The organism is Lysinibacillus louembei (genome assembly GCF_033880585.1).
Taxonomy (GTDB): Bacteria; Bacillota; Bacilli; order Bacillales_A; family Planococcaceae; genus Metasolibacillus; species Metasolibacillus louembei.
On record NZ_CP137624.1, the window covers coordinates 566,052 to 587,774 of the forward strand.

At 37.5% G+C, this 21,723-nt stretch carries 20 protein-coding genes; 2 read left to right on the forward strand and 18 right to left on the reverse strand.

From position 1 onward, the window contains the following. Positions 1 to 15: 15 nt before the first annotated feature. The 6 genes from ybaK to R6U77_RS02735 all read right to left on the reverse strand — a co-directional run bounded on the left by ybaK (position 16) and on the right by R6U77_RS02735 (position 7,161). Positions 16 to 501, reverse strand: a complete 486-nt coding sequence (ybaK, locus tag R6U77_RS02710) for a Cys-tRNA(Pro) deacylase (protein ID WP_319837333.1) — start codon at positions 499 to 501, stop codon at positions 16 to 18. Between the two features lie 117 nt (positions 502 to 618). Next, complete coding sequence (locus R6U77_RS02715; protein ID WP_319837334.1) at positions 619 to 1,413, reverse strand: putative metalloprotease CJM1_0395 family protein; 795 nt, start codon at positions 1,411 to 1,413, stop codon at positions 619 to 621. Positions 1,414 to 1,649: 236 nt separating this feature from the next. Next, positions 1,650 to 2,486: a D-alanyl-D-alanine carboxypeptidase family protein gene (locus R6U77_RS02720; RefSeq protein ID WP_319837335.1), complete on the reverse strand. Its 837-nt coding sequence runs from the start codon at positions 2,484 to 2,486 to the stop codon at positions 1,650 to 1,652. A 173-nt stretch (positions 2,487 to 2,659) separates the two neighbouring features. Beyond that, positions 2,660 to 3,754, reverse strand: a complete 1,095-nt coding sequence (locus R6U77_RS02725) for a sensor histidine kinase (protein WP_319838335.1) — start codon at positions 3,752 to 3,754, stop codon at positions 2,660 to 2,662. Between the two features lie 22 nt (positions 3,755 to 3,776). After that, positions 3,777 to 4,469, reverse strand: coding sequence for a VanR-ABDEGLN family response regulator transcription factor (gene vanR, locus R6U77_RS02730; RefSeq protein WP_293926759.1), 693 nt, complete (start codon positions 4,467 to 4,469; stop codon positions 3,777 to 3,779). A gap of 499 nt (positions 4,470 to 4,968) precedes the next feature. Next, positions 4,969 to 7,161: a DNA topoisomerase III gene (locus tag R6U77_RS02735; RefSeq protein ID WP_319837336.1), complete on the reverse strand. Its 2,193-nt coding sequence runs from the start codon at positions 7,159 to 7,161 to the stop codon at positions 4,969 to 4,971. A 194-nt stretch (positions 7,162 to 7,355) separates the two neighbouring features. Between R6U77_RS02735 and R6U77_RS02740 the strand changes: the two genes are divergently transcribed. Continuing rightward, the gene (locus R6U77_RS02740) at positions 7,356 to 8,705 is read left to right on the forward strand and encodes an MATE family efflux transporter (RefSeq protein WP_293926674.1); all 1,350 of its coding nucleotides are present in this window, start codon (positions 7,356 to 7,358) and stop codon (positions 8,703 to 8,705) included. Positions 8,706 to 8,746: 41 nt separating this feature from the next. Here R6U77_RS02740 and R6U77_RS02745 read toward each other — a convergent pair whose 3' ends face one another. The 12 genes from R6U77_RS02745 to R6U77_RS02800 form a co-directional block, all read right to left on the reverse strand. Then, positions 8,747 to 10,258 (reverse strand): methyl-accepting chemotaxis protein, encoded by a 1,512-nt coding sequence (locus R6U77_RS02745; protein ID WP_319837337.1) that lies wholly within the window; start codon positions 10,256 to 10,258, stop codon positions 8,747 to 8,749. Positions 10,259 to 10,455: 197 nt separating this feature from the next. Further along, on the reverse strand, positions 10,456 to 11,466 hold the full coding sequence (locus R6U77_RS02750; protein ID WP_319837338.1) for a histidinol phosphate phosphatase domain-containing protein: 1,011 nt from the start codon (positions 11,464 to 11,466) through the stop codon (positions 10,456 to 10,458). After that, positions 11,463 to 12,248 (reverse strand): DeoR/GlpR family DNA-binding transcription regulator, encoded by a 786-nt coding sequence (locus R6U77_RS02755; protein ID WP_319837339.1) that lies wholly within the window; start codon positions 12,246 to 12,248, stop codon positions 11,463 to 11,465. Before R6U77_RS02755 ends, R6U77_RS02750 begins: the two co-directional genes overlap by 4 nt. Next, the gene (locus R6U77_RS02760) at positions 12,245 to 13,246 is read right to left on the reverse strand and encodes an ABC transporter ATP-binding protein (RefSeq protein WP_319837340.1); all 1,002 of its coding nucleotides are present in this window, start codon (positions 13,244 to 13,246) and stop codon (positions 12,245 to 12,247) included. Before R6U77_RS02760 ends, R6U77_RS02755 begins: the two co-directional genes overlap by 4 nt. Continuing rightward, the gene (locus R6U77_RS02765; protein WP_319837341.1) at positions 13,243 to 14,028 is read right to left on the reverse strand and encodes an ABC transporter permease; all 786 of its coding nucleotides are present in this window, start codon (positions 14,026 to 14,028) and stop codon (positions 13,243 to 13,245) included. The genes R6U77_RS02760 and R6U77_RS02765 overlap by 4 nt, the downstream gene beginning before the upstream one ends. Then, positions 14,028 to 14,858 carry an ABC transporter permease gene (locus R6U77_RS02770; RefSeq protein WP_406601093.1) on the reverse strand — a complete coding sequence of 277 codons (831 nt, stop codon included), beginning with the start codon at positions 14,856 to 14,858 and terminating at the stop codon, positions 14,028 to 14,030. Before R6U77_RS02770 ends, R6U77_RS02765 begins: the two co-directional genes overlap by 1 nt. 179 nt (positions 14,859 to 15,037) lie before the next feature. Further along, complete coding sequence (locus R6U77_RS02775; protein ID WP_319837343.1) at positions 15,038 to 15,871, reverse strand: alkaline phosphatase family protein; 834 nt, start codon at positions 15,869 to 15,871, stop codon at positions 15,038 to 15,040. Continuing rightward, positions 15,861 to 16,952: an ABC transporter substrate-binding protein gene (locus tag R6U77_RS02780; RefSeq protein WP_319837344.1), complete on the reverse strand. Its 1,092-nt coding sequence runs from the start codon at positions 16,950 to 16,952 to the stop codon at positions 15,861 to 15,863. Before R6U77_RS02780 ends, R6U77_RS02775 begins: the two co-directional genes overlap by 11 nt. 194 nt (positions 16,953 to 17,146) lie before the next feature. Continuing rightward, positions 17,147 to 18,394: a DNA (cytosine-5-)-methyltransferase gene (dcm, locus tag R6U77_RS02785; protein WP_319837345.1), complete on the reverse strand. Its 1,248-nt coding sequence runs from the start codon at positions 18,392 to 18,394 to the stop codon at positions 17,147 to 17,149. 75 nt (positions 18,395 to 18,469) lie between these two features. Continuing rightward, positions 18,470 to 18,709 carry a hypothetical protein gene (locus tag R6U77_RS02790; protein WP_319837346.1) on the reverse strand — a complete coding sequence of 80 codons (240 nt, stop codon included), beginning with the start codon at positions 18,707 to 18,709 and terminating at the stop codon, positions 18,470 to 18,472. Positions 18,710 to 18,752: 43 nt separating this feature from the next. Next, on the reverse strand, positions 18,753 to 19,298 hold the full coding sequence (locus R6U77_RS02795; RefSeq protein WP_319837347.1) for a hypothetical protein: 546 nt from the start codon (positions 19,296 to 19,298) through the stop codon (positions 18,753 to 18,755). Between the two features lie 273 nt (positions 19,299 to 19,571). Continuing rightward, a complete protein-coding gene (locus R6U77_RS02800; protein WP_319837348.1) occupies positions 19,572 to 20,921 on the reverse strand; it encodes a Sau3AI family type II restriction endonuclease in 1,350 nt (449 codons plus the stop codon). A gap of 402 nt (positions 20,922 to 21,323) precedes the next feature. Here R6U77_RS02800 and R6U77_RS02805 point away from each other — a divergent pair, with 402 nt between their 5' ends. Continuing rightward, the gene (locus tag R6U77_RS02805; RefSeq protein ID WP_319837349.1) at positions 21,324 to 21,713 is read left to right on the forward strand and encodes a diguanylate cyclase; all 390 of its coding nucleotides are present in this window, start codon (positions 21,324 to 21,326) and stop codon (positions 21,711 to 21,713) included. The last annotated feature ends 10 nt before the right edge of the window (positions 21,714 to 21,723 follow it).

The window sequence follows — 21,723 nt, forward strand, 5'->3', positions numbered from 1 at the left end:
CTTCTTTCTTATACTTTACATCGTCAATTCACCGTATTGTGCTTTGACAACTTCCAATAAATGCTGTGGTAGTAGCTTCATCTGCATACCAATTTTCCCTGCACTGACAATCATAAATGGTAGCTGCTGTGCTGATGCATCAATAAATGTTGGGAAAAGCTTTTTCATGCCAACTGGTGAACAGCCTCCACGAATATAGCCTGTTAAGCCTAGTAGCTCCTTTACTGCAATGAGCTCGACTTTTTTCTCACCTGCTATTTTTGCTGCTGCCTTTAAGTTTAATTCCTTTGCTACAGGAATGACAAAAACATAAAATTGCCCTTTGCCATTTGTGGCAATAAGCGTCTTAAACACCGTTTCTACTCGTTGATTTGTTTTTTGCGCAACTGTCACACCATCGATTGCACCGCCTTCCTCCACCGTATATTCCAACACCTCATACGGAATCTTTTGTTGTTCAATGATGCGAACGGCATTCGTCTTAGCTGTTTTCTTTGCCATTTTACACCCTCCTTTTAGCATATATCAATTACTCTGAGGCTTTATCATGATTCAATGGGTATTTAAATTATGATAAAAAAAGCTGTTCTAGCATACATACTAGAACAACTTTTATGTTTACGCAATTTTTGAAAATGTTGGCTCTTCAACCGCAAGATAGCCGTTTTTCACCATCTCAATATGGCTTTGGTACTGCATCTTTGCTTTATTAAACGTTCTTTGTGTAATAATATTTTCTAATTCCTTACCGAAAATCGTTGGTGCTGTCGCATTACGCTCTACATCATTTGTAAATTGCTCAGGCACATCGAAAGTTAAGTCTTCGTTTACAAATGGGGGCTCTTCATGTGGTTCCAGTTCTGCAACAAGCCCTGTCTGCACTTGTTGAATCTGTGCTGCTGCGCTCGCAGCTACTCGCAAATCCTGTGGAGATGGCTGTGCAGGTGCCAATGCCGCTTGACGTACCTGCTCTAATATTTTTATTGTTTCCTCGTCAGAGCTTGTCGTAGGTGTTTGAATAGACACTTCTCCACCACTTACATAAAGCTGATCATCTGGACCTTGCGTATATGTGTATGAAATTGGCCCTGTGACGCTTGCTCCCGCCGCTTTATGCGCCTGCTCATGTGCCTTTACTTCGCTCTCTGTCATTTGTAGGTGGCGTAATTGCGCTTGCGCTTCAGGTGTCTCTAGCCTTTGCTGTGTATCATTCGCTTTTGCGTCTGCTGCTAGTAAATCCTTCTCTGTTTTACCTGACAGCAAATTTTCTAACGCCACAAGAACTGGGTTTTGGCTTGCCTTAGCAAATTGTGCCGTTCTTTTATATGCCTCACCCATCTCTTTGCGTTGTAATACCTTTTTGCGTCCCTCAAAATCCAACATGCCGCTTTGCATCAAGCTAGCAATTTTCATAAACTTCACCTCTTTCTGTGCATTTTAGTTAAGACAATTATATCAGACCATACCCTATTTTTTCATGCACAAAACGTTAAATAGATCTTAAGTCATATAGCCTTAATAAAAATTAATGCTCATATTTTTATTTGGCTTTTCAAAAACTAGATTTTCATTATACGAAGCCTTTCTCAATCAAATAAAAAAATGAAAGGTTACCAAAAACAACCTTTCACCTTTATTATTTTGAAAGCTCACAGCGCACTATATACTGAAAATGCATCCACTATATTAAATTGCTCAGTTCGTGGTCCTCCTTCAGCTCCTGCCGTTACAAGGATGTACTCTTGTCCATTTACCACTGCTAAGCTTGCTAAACATAAGCCTGCCTCATCTGTATAGCCCGTTTTGCCACCTACTATTTCGCCCTGAGGTAGCATGCTGGAGCTCATATTTTGAAACATTCGACTTGTCAATGTGATGCCTTCTGGATGGAGATTTGTTGATTGTATAGAATAACGCTGTGCTGTATAAACATTTCGAAACTCCTGATTCATTAACGCATATTGTAAAAATAAGGAAATATCTTTAACCGTCGTATAATGATTAGCATTGTGTAATCCTGTTGTATTTGTAAAATTCGTATTTTCCATTTCTAGCTGCTGAGCCTTATCGTTCATAAGCTTTACAAATGCTTGCTCTGAGCCAGCAATATATTCAGCTAAACCGATTGTTGCCTCCGCACCTGACGGCAGCATAGAGCCATACAGTAAATCCTCTAAAGTAAGCTCCTCATTTGGAAGAAAACCTGCCATAGAGGCATTTTCTTGATATAAATCATCAAATATTTCCCTCGGTAATACAATGCGTTCTTGCAAATCATCAATATGTTCAATAGCTACTAAAATTGTCATCATTTTTGTTAAAGATGCTGGGTAAATAATTTGCTCACTATTTTTATCCAATAGCACTTCATTTTTATCCAAATTCACTAAAATTGCATTGGAGCTGTGTAAACTAATATCAAGCGTTCCCTCGCTCTGTACAGGTGCGAATAATTTTGAAGAGGCAATGTCCTGACGTAAAGACATTGAAGGCTCCCTTGTTAGCATAAAATAAAGGAATAGCGCCGTTAATATCAACAAGATACTAAAAATCCCTTTTTTCGTGAACATAAATAACAACTCCTTTTCTGTATGCTTCTATTGAAACATAAAAAAAGGAGCATTTTTTTAATTAACCATTAGTAAATTCTTAAGGTTTCTTAAGAATTCGTTGGAATCATCACAGTAAACACGGTTTTATGATCACTTGAAGTAGCTGTAATCGTCCCACCATGCGCCTGTATAATTTCATTGGAAATTGCTAAGCCAAGCCCCGCACCACCTGTTTGCGTCGACCTTGCGCTATCTAAACGATAAAATTTTTGAAATATCATCTCCAGCTTTTCAGCAGGAATTGTTTTCCCTACATTCGTAAATGAAATAAACGTCTGATTATTTTCGTTTCTAGCGCTAATTTCAATGGTGCTATTTGGATTACTATAGACAACTGCATTTTTTAAAATATTATTAAATACCCTTGCCAATTTATCACCATCTGCATAAATATTGATTTCATCATCTATTTGGACAACTGCTTTTTGACCTTTCGGTGCTAGCAATGGATAAAATTCATCAGCTACTTGCAATAGCATATAATTTAAAGGAATTAGATTTTTTTCTAAAATAATAGTTTGCAAATTAAATCTTGTTATTTCAAAAAACTCATTAATTAATTGCTCCAATCTATACGATTTTTCTAATGTAATCGTGACATACTTTTCCCTTTGCTCCACCGGCATATCCTTCGCCTCATCTAAAAGGCTTAAATAACCAATAATTGATGTTAGCGGTGTTTTAATATCGTGTGCTAAATAAACAACTAAATCATTCTTTCTCTGCTCTGCTTCCTGCGCATCTTTGGCACGCTTCTCTAATTTAGCTTTTACATTGTTTAATTGCTTTTCTAAAAAATCTAGCTCAGCAGGAAGGTGAATTTCCTTCTCTGAATCCTCTGAAAGCATCATAATACCATCGCTAATTTGATTAAAATAACGAGTAAAACGAGAAAGCGCAATGTAAAAAATAATAAGTAATAATATAATAAATCCTATAGCCAACCAAAAGGATTTATTTTGTTGAAACAATACGGAGTAAGCGTCTCTTGCTACATACCAATCTAATTGCAGCACATTTTCACAGAAGGCTATAAATAAATCCGCAAACGGCGCTTGTAATATTCCATCAAGCAAAACGAAGCTAATGAGATAGCCACTAATGATGGCTATTACTAAAATAAAAATAATTTGCCCAATCATTTTCCTCTTCAGTCGGCCAAATTCACTTTTCAATTGTATATCCCACTCCCCAAACCGTTTTAATAAACTTTGGATTTTCCGCAGAATCCTTCATTTTATCTCGCAAATTTCTAATATGGACCATAATAGTATTATTGCTGTTAAAATACTTTTCTCCCCAAACCTCCTGAAATAGCTGCTCTGAGCTAATCACCTTTCCTCTATTTAAAGATAAGTACCATAAAATAGAGAACTCAGTTGGTGTAAGAGCTAATTGCTTTTCGTTCAGAAAAACTTGACGTGTGCTTTTATTTAAAACTAAGCCAGAGAAGTCTATCGTATCTTCACTATGCTTAGCGTCCTGATTATACATTGTAAACCTTCTTATTTGAGCCTTGACACGAGCGACGAGCTCCAACGGGCGAAAAGGCTTCGTAATATAATCATCTGCTCCTAGCGAAAAGCCGTTTATTTTGTCTATCTCCTCTTCTTTTGCAGTCAGCATAATAACAGGAAAAGTGTGAGCTTCTCTAATTTTCCTTAACAGCGTAAAGCCATCTATTTCGGGCATCATCACATCTAAAATGGCTAAATCAATCGTTGTGCTTTCTATAAATGCTAAAGCCTCTTTCGCATCGTAATATTTAAACACATTGTATTTTTCATTTATTAAATAAACTTCGATTAAATCGGCAATTTCCTTTTCATCATCTAATACTAAAATATTCAAATTCAAGGCTTCATCTCTCCTTACTATATTCCCTACACCGTTCCCCTTGTCCATTATTATTATACATTCTCATAAATAGTACCGTATATTTCTTGTGAATATCTTAAGTTCTTCTTAAGAAAATATTTAGCACGGTGGGGCAATGATAGAAAGTTTTCTACAGCATTCCACACACTTTATGTTATATTTTCATCATAAAAATGGATATTTATATGTCTAAAATAGCTGTACTTGTAGAAAAGCCTTCTGTCACATAGGAATTAAACTGTAATAAAAAGAAATGGCTTTCTTGAAGGCGATAAATATCGTCACATGGACTTTAGGTCATTTAGTAACTTCGGCAAATTCTAAAAGCTACGAAATCGAGTATAAAGTGCATTAACCTAAATCATGATGGTTTTAATAAAATACAAAAGAAGCCGCATCCATTTTAGTATTTATTCAAAATAAATAACCCAATTGTTTAGTGACTCCTAAACAATTGGGTGCATTTCATATCTACAAGCTATTCATCTAATTTAAGACCCTTTAATAATTCAGCAAATGCATTATTGATTGGCTCTGCTTCCTTATCCTGCTGCTTCATATATTTTTGCACAGAGCGTTTATCGACCTTACCTGAGCCTTCTTTCTTACGACGTGCTTCAAAGGCAGACAGTTTTTCACGGTAACCACATTTACATACGAAAATTTGCCCTTCACCTTCGCCACGTAGTTCAAGCTTTTTCTTACATTGTGGACAACGTGCATTCGTCGTGCGTGAAACATTTTTACGATGACCACATTCACGATCCTGGCAAACAAGCATTTTGCCCTTTTTACCATTGACCTCAAGCATCGGCTTGCCACAATCTGGGCAAGTTTTTGTTGAGATATTATCATGCTTGTATTTTTTATCGTTATTTTTAATATCTGTTACGATTGCTTTCGTATGCTCTTTCATTTCATTAATGAACGTGTCCTTTTGTAGCTTGCCTTTTGCAATCAATTCTAGCTTTTGCTCCCACTCGGCTGTCGTCGCTGGCGAGCGCAATTCTTCAGGTGCTAAATCAAGCAATTGGCGCCCTTTCGATGTAATGAAAATATCTTTACCGCCACGCTTTTCAATCATAAAGGAATTGAACAGTTTATCAATAATATCCGCACGTGTCGCAACAGTGCCAAGCCCACCTGTTGATTTCAATGTGTCTGCTAAACGTTTGTCATCCGTCTCTAAATATTTTGTCGGATTTTCCATCGCCGATAATAATGTCGCCTCTGTGAAGCGCGCTGGTGGCTTTGTTTGACCGGATGTTCCTGCGATTAAGCGCGTTTTCAGCACATCACCTTTATTAAGTCGAGGTAACAGCTGCTCCTTCACATCTTCGTTTGTTTCTTCATCATCAAAGCGATTTTGGTAAACCTCTTTCCAGCCTGCGTTCAGCACCGTTTTACCTTTCGCAATAAATTTCTCCGCTGCAATTTCAGCCTGCACTGTTAATTGCTCGTACTCATGTGCTGGTAATAATACTGCAAGGAAACGCTTGACAACTAAATCATAAATTTTACGTTCCTTATCGGAAAATGCCGATAAATTGACATATGCCTCTGTTGGAATAATGGCATGGTGATCGCTGACCTTGCTATCATCGACAAACGCTTTCGTTGCTTTAATTGGCTTTGTCGCTATCTTATTGGCAATTGTGCGATAATCGCCTACTGCGCATGCCTTTAAACGCTCTGGCAATGTACCCACAATATCCGATGAAATATAACGTGAATCTGTACGTGGATATGTCAGCACTTTATGCGATTCATAAAGCTTTTGCATAATATTTAATGTTTCTTTAGCTGAATAACCGAACAGCTTGTTCGCATCACGCTGAAGCTCTGTTAAATCATACAGCGCTGGTGCAAAGGATTTCTTTGGCTTTCGTTCCACATTGATAACCTTCGCATCTTGGCGACCTAGCGTTTTAATAATGCTGTCGATTTTTTCCTTATTAAAGCTACGGCTATTACCATTTGCATCTTGCCATGTTAGTTTAATTGAGTCTGTTTGGGCTTCAATGCCGTAATATGTCTGTGCCTTAAAGTTTTTAATTTCATCTTCGCGTGCTGCAATCATGGCCAATGTCGGTGTTTGCACACGCCCACAATTCAACTGTGCATTATGCTTCGCTGTTAATGCGCGCGTTGCATTTAAGCCGATATACCAATCTGCCTCAGAGCGTGCAATCGCTGCATGGTATAGGTTTTCATACTGTTTACCAGGCTTTAAATTAGCAAAGCCTTCTTTAATCGCTTTATCTGTAACAGAAGAAATCCATAGACGCTTGACAGGCTTATTAATTTTCGCCTTCGCTAAAATCCAACGCGCCACAAGCTCCCCCTCACGTCCTGCATCTGTCGCAATAATTACTTCATTGACATCACTACGGCTTAGCTGTGACTTTACCGCATTAAATTGTTTGCCTGATTGCTTAATCACTGTCAGCTTTAAACGCTCTGGCAGCATCGGTAAATCCTCTAAATTCCATGTTTTATATTTGACATCATAGCTTTCAGGGTCAGCAAGTGTTACTAAATGCCCTAAAGCCCATGTCACAATGTATTTGTCACCTTCTAAAAACCCGTTACCCTTTTTATGACACTTCAGCACATTCGCAATATCGCGTGCTACTGAAGGTTTTTCTGCTAATACTACGCTTTTTGCCATTTCTTTACGCTCCTTTTACTTATGTATAGCTACTATAACATAGATTTTGCCTTGATTATGGCGAATGTGTTCACCTCTTTTGTCTTGAAAACGATTTCTTTTCGCCTCCCGAAATAAAGTTAGCGACTTTCGATAAAGAATATGATACGATACTTGTTGCTTTGATTTGATATCGGATAGAAAAGAGGTTTTTTATGGCGAAGAAAACGAAAGAACTTGGCCTATTTCAATTGACTTGGCCACTCTTTTTAGAATTATTTTTATTTATGTTAATGGGGCTAGCAGATACGCTGATGCTAAGTGCCGTTTCAGATGAAGCGGTAGCTGGAGTTGGTGCAGCAAATCAATATATCCAAATTGCTATTTTAATATTAGGTGTTATCGGCTCAGGTGCTGCCATCGTTGTTTCTCAATATTTAGGCTCGAAGCGCTTTAAAGAGGCTTCCAAAATTTCAGCGTTGTCAGTGTCGCTCAACCTTTGTGTCGGTATTATAATGAGTGCGCTGTTTATTTTATTCTCAAATAACATTATGACGATGATGAATTTACAAGGAAATGTCCTGCTATTTGCACAAAGCTATCTTGGCATTGTCGGTGGATTTATTTTCCTGCAAGCATTAATTAATTCATTATCTGCCGTTATTCGTGTAAACGGTTGGACAAAGCAAACAATGTATGTGTCACTTGGCATGAACGTCATCCATTTAATTTTAAATTATATTTTGATTTTCGGAAAATTCGGCGCACCTGCAATGGGTGTTGAAGGTGCAGCTATTTCTTCTGTTATTAGCCGTGCGCTCGCTGCTGTCGTGTTTTTCTGGCTGCTCTATCAGGCGCTGGAGGTACGCGTAAAATTACAATACTATTATACTTTTTCAAAAGACTATATTAAGAAAATTTTGCAAATTGGAATCCCTTCTGCTTTAGAGCAGGTGCTTTATCAAACTGCGCAAATTGTTTTCTTATATTACGTTACGTATATAGGTGCAGCCTCTCTTGCAGCACGTCAATATGTCGTCAATATTTCCATGTTTACTTATTTATTCGCAATGGCAATCGGGATGGGAACCGCTATTTTAATCGGTCGCCATGTTGGAGCAGGTGAACAGGAAATCGCCTATAAGCGTGGATGGTTTAGTGTGAAAACTGCTTTAATTTTCACACTCGTTATGGTAGCAGTCGTCATGCTTTTCCGTGAGCAATTCGTTCAGCTATTTACAAAGGACCCTGAAATTATAGCCATTGCCTCAGCTGTCCTACTATTAAGTATTTTACTTGAAACAGGACGGACAATTAATATTACGATTATTAACGCATTGCGTGCCTCTGGTGACGCACGCTTCCCCGTGAAAATCGGCTTCATTTCAATGATTTGTATGAGCTTACCACTAGGTTATTTATTCGTCTTCGTCCTTGATATGGGATTGGTTGGTGTATGGTTAGCTATTGCAGCAGATGAGTGGCTACGCGCAATTCTTGTATTACTACGATGGAAAAGCCGAAAATGGGAGCGCTACGCTATCGTTACGGCAAAAGCAGAATAAAAACAAAGGCTGTGCGGCGCTCTTGCCACACAGCCTTATTTTTATGAAAATTGCTGCTGCAACGACTGACTTAATGAGCCAAGCTCTTCGATTTCCTCATCTACTTGCTTCGCTGATTCTATTTGCTGGTCGCCGATTGCTCTTAACCTCTCTACAGAATCAAAGCCTCTTTCCGTAACAGCTAAAACTTGCTGCATATTTTCTGTTACATCTGTCGTATCACGATGAATCGCTGTCATCATATTGTTCATTTCAATAATATATTGCAGCATTTGCTGAATCATTTGATGTATTTTTCCAAAATCAGTAGCGAATGACTCTACATTTGTTGTTGATTGTTGGATAGCCTGTTGACCAACATTAACATGCCCAACATTCGCTTCACTTTCCTCACCAATCGTTGTAATAATTGCTTGTATTTCCTCCGCCGCACTTCGACTTTGATCAGATAATTTACGAATCTCATCTGCTACGACCGCAAATCCTTTACCGTGCTCTCCAGCCCTTGCTGCTTCAATTGATGCATTTAATGCTAATAAATTTGTTTGATCTGCAATTGCTTGAATCATGCTTGTCATACTTTGTGCCGCAAGCGCTGATTGCTGTAACGATTTCATCGATGAAACGATAACGGAAGTTGTGTGTAATACATTTTTATTTTGCTCCTGTATTATCTCAAGTCTGCCATAGCTTTCAGTTACTGCTTTTTCTGTTGTTGTTGCTTCTCCTTGAATTTCCTCAAAGGAATCGAATGTTTTTTGAATTGAATGATGAATGCGCCCAAGATTGTCATTAACATACTGAATTGAATCAATTTGCATGGATAATCCCTCTGTCACCTCATCAAAGGAATGCCCCATCGCCTCATTCGATTTCAAATTTTGCTCAGATTTACTCGAAACGTTCATTGAAGCTGATTGGATGCGCTCAGATAGCTTTTCAACCTGCTGTACTAAATGGATTAAGCTTTCTTCCTTGCTACGCTTCTCTTCCTCAAGTTGCTTCGTTATCGCATTTTTCGACAAAATTTGCTTAATTGTTGCATAGCTAGTTAATAATAAAAAGATTGCATGGATAACTAACATAAGGAAGGTATATTGGTCTGTTCCAAAAACAATTTGTGGAATAAAGAAGTAACCTGCAACATGCTGTACTGCAAACAGTACTGTCATTAAAATCATTAATCGTACTTGCTCATAATAAGCAATGATCGCTAACACCATAAAAATCGAAAAGTGAAACTCCACTCCTCCACCAGCACTACTAATAATAGCCATACTACCGAATGTTTGCGTTAATGTATTAATCCATGGCAGTAAATGGTGCTCTGAGTTTTTAATATAAAGCACAATTCCCCATGCTAAAAATAAGAAAGGAATAATGAAAAATATATATCTCCCTACTATAGTACCTGTTGAAACTTCTGTAACTGCCCCATGTGAATTATGCTTGCTTAATAAATGAAAATACTTCTCCAGTACAAAAACAATTATATTAATCCCAACCGTTAAAGCCGCTAATCTGAGCATTAAATAATTCTTTTTATATTGCATAACACTCCCTACCCTTCCTTTATTCCTAGTCTATCATATGAATTGTTTGCAAAAAAGATAGATAGATACCATATTACTATATAGACCTAAACAAATTCTGAGCAAGGTTATAACAGCTAGTATCATATTACTATTCGTTACTGTAAAATAAAAAGAAACTGTCGGAAAAGCATGTACCATTTGCTTTTCCAACAGCTCTACTCAATCTCTATATATTGTTTTTCTCGCTGATTAAATGTTACTAGTGAAGAAACTCCCGCATTTTTTAACTGCTGTGCATTTTCAAATGTAAATTTCCCTAAATCATCTGGGAAATGTGCATCAGATGAAACTGTAAACTCGACGCCATACGCTAATAATGTTTGCAAAAAGCGTGGGCTTGGACACATTTCCTTAACTGGATAACGATAATATAAGCCTGCATTAATTTCTGTAGCAGTATTTGTGGCAATCAACGCCTTTGCAATACGCTTATACGCTGTGTCCAAAAAAACTTTATCCTGCACTTTATAATTAAACACTTTAAAATTATCTAAATGCGCTACAAAATCGAATAAATTAGATGCAATCATGCCTTCAACTGTTTCAAAAAAACGTTGATAATGCTGCTTTAATGCCGCTTCATCCATGCGCTTAAAAATATACTCTGTTTGCGGATTATCGAAGCCCCAGCCATCCACAAAATGAACAGAGCCAATTACGAAATCCCAAGGATACCCATCTAGCAATGTCGCTAACTCTTCTTCCCCGCCGATAAAGTAATCAGCTTCGACACCAAGCTTCAGCGTCACACCTTGCTCACGCCATTTTTCCTTCGCTTGCTGAATCGTTTCTATAAATTCATCTATATTCTCGGTCATTACACGCTCTAGCCAATAGCGCTGTAAACTGCCGTATTCATGCTGCTTATCTAACTCCATATAACGTTCAAAGTATGCGCGTGTTTCTTTAAAGCGATATAAATGATCGACAATGCCTACTTCCCGCAAACCTAACCGTTTTGCTTGCTGTAAATATAAATCAAGCCATTCCTCACTAAAGCAGCCTTTTTGTAATCGCTCGGATAATAATTGCACTTGTCGCTCTACATTTTGACGATAGCCCTTATCTGTAGCATCTTCTTCATAAGCTTGTAATGCTTGCGCAGTACGCTCTAGCCAACGAAATGAATATGGTCCCTCTTCTAAATGTACATGATAATCAATCATCCAAATTTCCCTCCATGACATAGCGTCCAAATTTCCTCATATGCTTGCCATGTTATCGGACAAACCTGATCACACAATACTTCTACACATGCATCCAACTGGCAAATTTGATAAAAGGATTTACTATTTAATTTCGTAGCATCAGCTAATAAATAGCTTTTTTTGCTTTGCTCTAGCATTTTTTTTGAAACTAAAGATTCATCTAAATCATAATCATAAACGATGCCTTCACTAATTCCACCACATGATAAAAATGCTTTATCAAAATTCATTTTACTAAGCATTTCAATTGTCATTGCGCCTACTAATGAGGATTGTGCTGGGTTTGTCATACCCCCAAGTACAATTACTTTTCCTGTCATACGGCGTTCTTCAATTGCTAAATTAAATTGAACAGCTGCTGCAATTGAATTTGTTACAACCGTTACATCATCCACTGCAAGCAGAAAATCTGCAATGTGCACAGTCGTTGTGCCTGTATCCACAGCAATTGTATCTCCGTTCTGAATACGGTGAGCTGCTGCACGTGCAATTTGGCGCTTTGCCTCCATCTGCATTTGAAGCTTACGTAAAAAGGCTGGCTCATTTCTTACATTCATGTATTTTACAGCCCCACCATGGACCCTTGTTAATAGCTTTTGCTGCTCCAATTCATCAAAATCTCGACGAATTGTCTCAGGAGCTACTTGCAACGCTTCGGCAATATTAGCAACGATAATTTTCCCTTCAAGCTCTAGCTGCTTTACAATGTATTCAAAGCGCTCGATTTTTGCGTACGTCATAATAATGCGACCACATCTTCCTGCGCAACATAGCAAGTATATTTTTGACCAAGTATCACCTTTTGTTCACGTTGATGTAGCTGCTCCATTACAAACATACTTTCACCTTCAAATGTCGTACGAATAACATTCCCACTCATTAAAGAATGCTGCGCTATACCCGCTATAGCAATATCACCTTGTTTCTGGTCAAGATGAATGACCTCTGGGCGGATTGCAAATTTTTCTCCTTTAATAGATAAAGGTGCACCAACCATTTTTTCTAGCATTTGACGTGTAAATACATTGTAATGTCCAATAAAATTCGCTACAAATTCGCTTTTAGGGCTTGTATAAATTTCAGTTGGTGTCCCACTTTGCGCAATCATTCCGTTATTCATTACGAAAATGCGGTCTGAAATTGCCATCGCCTCCTCCTGGTCATGTGTCACTAAAATCATTGTCATCTCAAGCTGCTGTTGAATATTACGCAAGTCCACCTGTAGCTTTTTGCGAATCTGTGCATCTAGTGCACTTAACGGCTCATCTAGCAGAAGCACTTTAGGTCGAACAATAATTGCACGTGCTAAAGCAACACGTTGCTGCTGCCCACCTGATAATTCTTTAGGATAAAAATGGGCCTTTTCCGTCAAGCGAACAATTGTAAGTATTTCCTGTACACGCTTATCAATTTCTGCTTTGGCCACCTTTTGCATACGCAAGCCGAATGCTACATTTTCATACACCGTCATATTCGGAAATAACGCATAGGATTGGAACACCATGCCCACCTGTCTCTCCTTTGGCTGCACCCCCATCATATTTTTACCATCAATTTGAATAACGCCTGCTGAGGATTCTGTTAGCCCCGCCAATATGCGTAAAATTGTACTTTTTCCACAGCCACTTGGGCCTAATAGTGTAATAAATTCGCCTTTATTAATTTGCATATCAATTTCTGTTAGTACCGTCGTATCTCCAAATTTTTTATGAAGTCCTTCAATCGTTATATAACTCATACGTTTGTAGCACCTTTCGTCTTTTTCGTCACTTTTGCTGCAATAAATGTTAAAATGCCCATTAACACAATATATACAAAGACAACTGCACTCGCAATGTGCCCGCTTGTGCTTAGCTTTTTCATTAAATAAATTTGCACTGTTTCAAAGCGTGAGCCAACAACAAGATTGATTAACACAAATTCACCGAACAGCACAGAAAAAGAAAGCAACGCCCCTGCAAATAGTCCAGGATAAACAGTCGGCAGCAAAATCCTTGTAAATGCCTGCATTTTAGAAGCGCCAAGTAATTGGGCTGCATCTAAAAGCTGGCGCGCATCGACATTGCGTAAACTATTGCGTGTACCTTGATAAATATAAGGTAATATACCAATAACATAAGCGCCAAGCACAACTAAAATCATTGATATACCAAATTTGCTATAAACGCGAATTAGCCCTACTGCTAAAATAATACCTGGGAAGGAATAAACCATCACAACAGTCGCTTGAATCCACTTTTCATACTTCGGAAAATATAACACAATAACAAAAATTGCTGGGACAATGACAAATAATGCAACGATGACCGCCCCACCAGCTAGCAACACAGAACGCCCGAATGCTTGAATAAAGGCGGGGTCCTGAAATAAGGTCATTACCCATTTCAAAGTTAATCCTTCTGGCAATATTGTCTTATTCCATTTATCTGCAAAGGCATAAAGCATCGTCGCAGCAACTGGTAGCACAATATAAACGACAAATAGAAGGAAAAATAAATCGGTAAAGCTTCGTTTTTTCATTATAATTTCCTCCTCGTTTTTGCAATACTCCACTCACTTAACAGCATCGCAAGTACCATTGTTACCGCAAGCAATACTGCTATTGCACTTGCCAGCTCAGGCTGTGCGAAAATATCGCCTTTAATTAACGAGCCAATACGAATCGCTACTAAATTGTAATTACTGCTCGTTAACGCATAGGCAGAAGCGTATGCCCCCATCGCATTAGCAAACAATACGCTAAATGTTCCAACAACACCTGGTAGGATAATTGGAATACCTATCTTCATCCAAAACTGCCATGTCGAAGCACCTAAAAGAGCCGATGCCTCCTTCCATTGCTGCTGTATCCCATCATAAATCGGATATAAAAGCATTAGCGCTAACGGCATTTGGAAATACACATAAATAAGCAATAATCCTGCCCAGCTATAGAGCGAAAATGATGACAGTACACCGATTTCCCATTTATCAAATAGCAATGTAAATAAGCCGCTATTGCCAAGTAAAACAATAAAAGCAAAGGCTAATGGAATACCAGAAAAATTCGATGTTAAGTTTGTTAAAATCAAAATTCGCTCACGCATAGGCTCCGAAAAATTCATGATGGCATACACAGCAAATAATGTCACGATTAATGCGATGATAGCAGATACAACCGACAGTGTAATACTATTTTTAAAGCCTTGTAAAATATAGCTATTCGTTAAAACCGTTTGATACTGCTGCAACGTAAATGCACCATTACTTTGAAAGCTCGTAATGAGCATATAAAGTAGCGGCACAAGGAAAAATAGCAGCACGAGCACTATAAAAGGAGATAGCCAGATAAATGCTTGGCGTTTGGAAATCACAGCAATTCCTTCTTTCTTTTTTATATGTAAAGTAGAGTGCGCCCGCTATTCAGCTAGGCGCAAATTTGTGGAATTCCGCTTCGGTGCATGGTTTATTCCACATTTTTTGAGATTTATTCCACGTTTCTGCAGGTTTATTCCACGTTTTTTGAGTTTTATTCCACGTTTTCAGGACTTTATTCCACGTTCGCCCTCACACCATCCAATAACAACGGAACCATACTTTCTGCGGGCTCAATACCGAGCAAGCAACAGCAAAGTGGTGCCACTTGTAATTGCGATACGACACCATCACGAATCCCTGGCTTCACTGCACTGGAAATCACAAACATCGGTACGTGACGGTCCTCCGCTGTCGTTCCACCATGATTGCCATCGCTCGTCATTCCATGATCCGCCGTCACAATCACCTCATAGCCATGTGCTAAGCATTTCGGAATAAATAAAGATAATAAATTATCCGTTGCCAACACGCGATTACGATAGCCTGCTGAATCAGCTGTAAACTTATGCCCATCATCATCGACATTCATCGGATGCACATAAAGAAAATCTGGCTGTTTATTATCAATTAGCCATGTTGCCTCTGCAAATAAATGACTATCTGGATAATGATCTTCAAAATAGAACAAGCCGTTATTAATCGGCAGCTCTTTATCTAGTTGAATTCGGTCCTCCATATGCACGAACGGCGCGCGATTGTACAGCTCGCTTACCCAATAGTAAGCTGCTGCGGCTGTTGACAAACCATTTTGCTGTGCGACATGGAAAAGGCTCGTCTGCGTCGATAAACGCACAAGCATATTGCTCACGACCCCATGCACAAGCGGCGGTGTCCCTGTTAAGATCGTTTCATATAGCGGTCTAGATAAAGCGGGAACCTCCGAACAAACTTTATAACGTGCTGCCATATTTTGCTCCACTAAATGCTGCATAAAGCCCATATGTGTACAAGCTGTATCAAAACGTAGCGCGTCAACAACAATTAACACCACTTTTTTATTTTGCATGGATTAACACCTGCTCTTGATATAGCTGCGGTATTTGCTTTGTTGTTTCTTCCCATTTCTTTTGATCCTTCACAGGCTGCGCATTTGTATACATATCGCTTGGTAATAATAATGCCTTCACCTCTGCTGATAATTCTACATTTTCACGAATTGGACGAGCGTAGCCTTTTGCTAAATTTTCTTGTCCAGCATCAGATAAAATATATTCACGTGCTAGCATTGCTGCATACGGATTTTTTGCATACTTATTAATAACTGTTGCATATCCAGATGTCACTGAGCCCTCTGCTGGAATCACTACATCAAAACGGCTTTCATCAATTTGGCTACGATAACCAAGTGAATTGAAATCCCAAAGAATGGCTACATCAATTTCGCCTTTCTCTAAGTTCGCCACACTTGGATCACCTTGCAAGCGCCCTTGCTTCGCTAGCTCTGCAAAGAAATCGATACCTGGCTGAATATTCGACTCGTCCCCTCCAAAAGCCATCGCTGCCGCTAAAATAGCAAACTGCGCTTGGTTCGCTGTTAATGCATCCCCAATACTCACCTGATAATCACCATTTTTTAAATCTTCCCATGATTTTGGTGGATTTTTCACATTGTTTGTATCTGCAATAAATGAAATTGTTCCTGTATAACCTACAATCCAATGCCCTTCATCATCTTTTGCCCACTCAGGAATGTCATCCCAGTAAGATGTATTATACGGTAATGTTAAACCCTTCTCTTTTGCGATTGGTCCAAAGGCAATCCCTACATCACCGATATCTGCTGTCGCATCATCTTTCTCTGCTTCAAACTTCGCTAACTCCTCAGCACTCGACATATCTGTATCCGCATGCTTCAGACTATACTCTGTTCCAAGCTCCTCCCAGGTTTCCACCCAGTTCGCCCAAGTATCAGGCATCCCAACAGAATTAACTACGCCCTCCTCCTTTGCCTTTGTAACAAGCTCCTCCAGCGATACATTGCTATCTATCTCTTTCCCATTAGAAGACGAACTATCAGAACACGCCGCCAACATCGAAATTGCTGCTACCCCAATCAAGCCTTTTTTCCACCATTTTTGAATCATCATCAAATTGGACCCTCCGTTTGTTTTGCTTTATTTTTATTTGCTTACAAGATTTATAGTACGAAACAAACATTAAGTAAGTGTGGATGGTTTGAGAAGGTTGTGTAAAAAGTGTTAAGAGGGGGTAAAGGGGCGATAATTAAGATGTAGAAAAAGCTGTTCTAGAATATAGATTTCCAGAACAGCTTTCTTTTAGATTAAAAGTTAATAATTATTTGTTCAGATAATAGCTTTTCATTCTTATCTAAATTTAATATTGTGTTCCCCATTTTCTCAACCATATCCACCACTAATGCATTTCCCATGCAAAAATAACGCATACGGTCTGACATCATAGCTGTCCAATTATCAGGAAAACCGTTCAAACGTTCACATTCTACAGGTGTTAAAAATCTCTTCCTTCCATTTACTTGTACTATATGTGTACTCCGGTTAATAGAGCCTTCGCTCGTCAACATTGTTCGTCCTGGCCCTTCTAAATCATCTGTTGGTGACATACCACCTTCTGAGAAAATATATTTGTGACCATCTGCTGACGTACGCTCTATTTTTTTCGGTCCACGCAAATAAGCAAATTTTTCAGCTTGCACTTCTGTTAAATAAAAGCGCTCATCCACAATTGCTTCATCAACTAAAATATCTTTCAATGGTGTAGAAGTTGGATTTTTAGCCTCTGTTTGTGCGGTGAATACTTCACCACCTCTCATTATACCTGCCGTATGAAAAATAAATGCAAAGTTATCTGAAATATCCAAAACATCATTTGGTAACATACAAGTTGTTATTCTATTTTTATATGGCTGACTCTCTACAGGAAATGTTTTTGCAAAAAAACCATCTTTAAAAATAATATCATTCCCTGAAATTGAATTTTGCTCTTTAGCAAAATTTAATTTGTTTTTATAAGCAAAAATAAATACTCGTCGTCGCTTTTGAGCAGCGCCATACTCAGCAGCATTTACTACACGCCATTCAACATTGTATTGTAAATCGCGAAATGTCGCTAACATTACCGCAAAATCACGACCTCTTTGTTTAGAAGGTGATTTTAATAGGCGATCTACATTTTCTAATAATACATATTTAGGATGCGAATGTTCAATGACTCGCTTAATCTCCCAAAAGAGAACACCTTTTTTCCCCTCTAGTCCCTTTTCACCCGATAAGGAGCGAGCTACAGAGTAGTCTTGACATGGGAAACCTCCTACTAATAAATCTATATTTAATTCACTGAACAATTCGTTTGGAACTGTTGTAATATCGTCATTACTCGGTTCTCCACCAAAATTTTCTTTATAACAATTAAAAGCATCCTGTGCTTTGCGCGATGGCTCCCATTGATTTGCCCAAACGGTTTTAAAAATATTTGCATCCGCTTTTTCTAAACCTAAACGAAAGCCCCCTACGCCTGCGAATAACTCGACAACATTCAGAGCTTCTTTCATAAGCGAACATCCTTTCTGCAAAAACTAATTATATCTTATTATAAAACATTTCTGCAAAGGGATCAACTTTTTTAATTACACTAATATTTCCTCAAATACAATACTTTTTGAATTTGGTTCATATGTGTATTTTATTAACCTTAAATTGCTCCATTCAACAGTTATAGCTTGCCTTCTTCCCTTAGTATATACCCTTTTAGCTATTTTACTTTTTAGCTCTATTACTTCATTCGAAAACTCTTTTGCAACAATAAATGCTTCAATCATATCATAGCTATTGCTATATTCTTGATTTACCCAGTCTACATACTTCATTATTTGATGAATCACATCTTCTGTTGCTTTGTCCTTCTTTATTTCAATTGTTAAATATTTTGATATAGTGTATTAGGTATATATAACCAAAAACATCCATTTTATCCATGTAATCCACAGGTTTAAACGGAGAAGCTACAACCTGATGTGAAATATAATCCCATTTTCCAAATATACCATCCTCACAATTACTTATATAATCAATTACAGCAGCCTCAATAGCCATTTCATGTCGAAGAGAATCCCCATTTCCCACTAAAGAAATGATATTTTGAGAAGTAGCCTTATATTCACTAGTATAGATATTCTTAATCCTAGCATGCAGAACATTGTCAGAACAAAATATATTTTGCATTTGTATCAACTCTTGCTCATTCGCTTTTAGAATATAATCAAATAAAGCTTTATTTTCCACATCATCTATTTTAATAAAAGATAATTTCCATAAAACACGTAGCATTTTAAATGCTTTGAAATCAGATGCTAATACATCGTCCATATCAACACCGTTTAAAAAGAAATGTGGACTTTGTTTAAAAGTACATATAAAACGATTTCTCAAATTAAAAGCTGATTTATTTAAAATCATCTTATCTTTTAAGCTAGAAAAACTCTCACTTTGTGGAAAATCCGCCTTTGGGAAATTAAGTAGCTTACAATCATCTACAACGTTTACTAGTTCGCCAACTCCATATATTTTTCTATCAATAAAAAATATACATTATCGCCTGCCTTCATGAGCAGGTAACCAAACATCTTTTGTCAGTACATTTATATATGTACTATATACACCATTTTTAATAATCTCTTTTAATGAATCATAGCTATCTATAGTAAAAATGTATCCTGCCATATCCTAATCTCACTTCTTTAAAATTTCCGCCACATATTCTGCATTCAACCAATAACTTTGCTTCGTAATCCATTGTCCACTTGGCAACTCTGTTTTGTCAGATGCATTTCTTCCTTTTGGTCGTACATGCAGCACTCCGTTAAATTTTGTATCTGGCAGATTATTTTTTATACCTCGCTTTGTTTGCGTGAATTGAACGCCATCATTTACAACTTGACGAATTTCCATCCAGTATCTCCATACTTCATGCTCAATTGTCTCCATCGGCATATGCCAAAGCTTTATTCCTTTAAACACAAGTTCATTATTTTTATTAAATTTAAATATAACAAATAGGAGCTGTGTTTCTAAAAAGTAGTTCCTAATATAACTCTCTTCCCATCTTTCCTTAACGATTTCTTTGAAATTAATATTTACAAACGACATGTGCTCCTTTGGTATATCATTTTTCTTTAAGCGTACTGTTTTGAATTGAATATTTGCCTTTGCAAATTCTGCAATTTGATTAAGCTTCGTCCCCTTGACACCTAATAAAGCGCTTATCAATTTTGGAATAAATGCTTTGTTTTTAGAATCAAAAGGCATGTTTAAACGAGCTGCCATCTCCTCTTGAGTTAAATGAATATAAGGTGCAAAGCGTTTATGCAAAAGCTCCTCTATCGTTTTCTCACTTAATTCTTGTTTTGTTGCAAAATAAGTGAGTTTCTCTTTAGTAAGATATTCTCTCATAATTGAAGACATATACGATTGTTTCAAAGAATATGCTCTTTGTGGTGCTAAAACATTCGAATAGGGTTGTTGACGCACAGTTGATTTATTTGCACCTTTTGTACAAGCACCTAAGTATTGTGTATCTCCTTCTGATAATAAATGGGCTTCTCCAGCTCGAATTTTGCTGACTATATGTTCCCAATCTTTCTTAATAATAATTAAATCTTCCTCTGGATATTCATATAAAACTGTCTCAATTATTTGAAAGTCACCTCTTGCTAACTCTGTTTGCCATTCATAAAACATTAACAAAAGTTTTTGATTTTTCTTCCAGAAGCTAGATGTTTCAAAATTCTCATGAACTTCTTCCATATAATTAATAATATTCAATACGAGCCTTTCTTTAGCAGATAGTGTTCCGTTTTTATTTCTCTTAAATGCGGTTACTTTTAATTCAATACCTAGTTCTTTAAAGTCTGGTTCTGCGTTGCTATTTATTTCGTATCCAAAATGACTCTCTTCTATAATGTGACCAAATCCACCTTTTTGCCCTTTCCCTAATCGGTTATGTTGATCAATTTCATTAAATGTTTTCCCAATTGCTTCTCGTGCCTTTTTCATTAATTCTGCCTCTGTTGTGTACAACATAAAATCACCTCATTAGGAAATATTCAAGCATATACTACTACTTATGGTCCTTTAGAACAGCTGATTTTTCAATTTTGACTCGTTAAAATATAGCATACAACTTATACTAGAGGATGTATAGTAACGACTAAAAATGATAATATACCTATAGTGACGACAGTAATCCAACAGTCTCGACAAACAATATAAACAAATTGGTAATGCTGTACCTGTGCTACTTGCAAAAGCTGTAGCAACACCAATCGCTCAATGGGCTGTTCAATATTTAGAACAAAGAACAATCGAGCAAACACAACAACTAAAACTTTTCTAAAAGTTCTGGTATAATAATTCCAACTATTAAAATAGTAAGGAGCGCTCCCCATAACCTACCAAGCAAAAACCTCAAGATTGCTTTTTCTTATGCTGTGCCTTTTAACGCTGCCTACTTTGCTTGTGGCAGAGTTTTGGCTTCAGTTGATAAGTGGTGTAACATTACTTTTATTGCTAATGCTTATATTTTTGAAATATACCTTTACAATAAAAAATAATACAATCACTTACACAACAACACTTTTCGGTCAAATATTGTATACAAAGGAAGTTCAAGCAGCGGATATTGTAAGAGTGACGTTTAAACGGTTTAATTGGGCAACGCGCTTAGCTGTTATTAAAACGTCGAAGGGCTTGCCAATTCGGGTGGCGTTGTTTAAGCCCGAAACGGTTTTTGAAGATTTGACTATATTTTGTAAGGATTATAATGTGCCTTATACAAAGACAAAAGATTATCAAATTCTGGAGAAATTGGGCTAAACTTCGACTA

Coding starts and splice junctions, on each gene's coding strand:
- R6U77_RS02720 (WP_319837335.1), bottom strand. CDS start 2,486: ATGTCTTTACGTCAGGACATTGCCTCTTCAAAATTATTCGCACCTGTA.
- R6U77_RS02790 (WP_319837346.1), bottom strand. CDS start 18,709: ATGAAGTATGTAGACTGGGTAAATCAAGAATATAGCAATAGCTATGAT.
- R6U77_RS02780 (WP_319837344.1), bottom strand. CDS start 16,952: ATGATGATTCAAAAATGGTGGAAAAAAGGCTTGATTGGGGTAGCAGCA.
- R6U77_RS02740 (WP_293926674.1), top strand. CDS start 7,356: ATGGCGAAGAAAACGAAAGAACTTGGCCTATTTCAATTGACTTGGCCA.
- R6U77_RS02805 (WP_319837349.1), top strand. CDS start 21,324: ATGCTGTGCCTTTTAACGCTGCCTACTTTGCTTGTGGCAGAGTTTTGG.
- R6U77_RS02775 (WP_319837343.1), bottom strand. CDS start 15,871: ATGCAAAATAAAAAAGTGGTGTTAATTGTTGTTGACGCGCTACGTTTT.
- dcm (WP_319837345.1), bottom strand. CDS start 18,394: ATGAAAGAAGCTCTGAATGTTGTCGAGTTATTCGCAGGCGTAGGGGGC.
- R6U77_RS02745 (WP_319837337.1), bottom strand. CDS start 10,258: ATGCAATATAAAAAGAATTATTTAATGCTCAGATTAGCGGCTTTAACG.
- R6U77_RS02750 (WP_319837338.1), bottom strand. CDS start 11,466: ATGATTGATTATCATGTACATTTAGAAGAGGGACCATATTCATTTCGT.
- R6U77_RS02755 (WP_319837339.1), bottom strand. CDS start 12,248: ATGACGTACGCAAAAATCGAGCGCTTTGAATACATTGTAAAGCAGCTA.
- R6U77_RS02800 (WP_319837348.1), bottom strand. CDS start 20,921: ATGTTGTACACAACAGAGGCAGAATTAATGAAAAAGGCACGAGAAGCA.
- R6U77_RS02765 (WP_319837341.1), bottom strand. CDS start 14,028: ATGAAAAAACGAAGCTTTACCGATTTATTTTTCCTTCTATTTGTCGTT.
- R6U77_RS02760 (WP_319837340.1), bottom strand. CDS start 13,246: ATGAGTTATATAACGATTGAAGGACTTCATAAAAAATTTGGAGATACG.
- R6U77_RS02795 (WP_319837347.1), bottom strand. CDS start 19,298: ATGATTTTAAATAAATCAGCTTTTAATTTGAGAAATCGTTTTATATGT.
- ybaK (WP_319837333.1), bottom strand. CDS start 501: ATGGCAAAGAAAACAGCTAAGACGAATGCCGTTCGCATCATTGAACAA.
- R6U77_RS02715 (WP_319837334.1), bottom strand. CDS start 1,413: ATGAAAATTGCTAGCTTGATGCAAAGCGGCATGTTGGATTTTGAGGGA.
- R6U77_RS02735 (WP_319837336.1), bottom strand. CDS start 7,161: ATGGCAAAAAGCGTAGTATTAGCAGAAAAACCTTCAGTAGCACGCGAT.
- R6U77_RS02725 (WP_319838335.1), bottom strand. CDS start 3,754: ATGATTGGGCAAATTATTTTTATTTTAGTAATAGCCATCATTAGTGGC.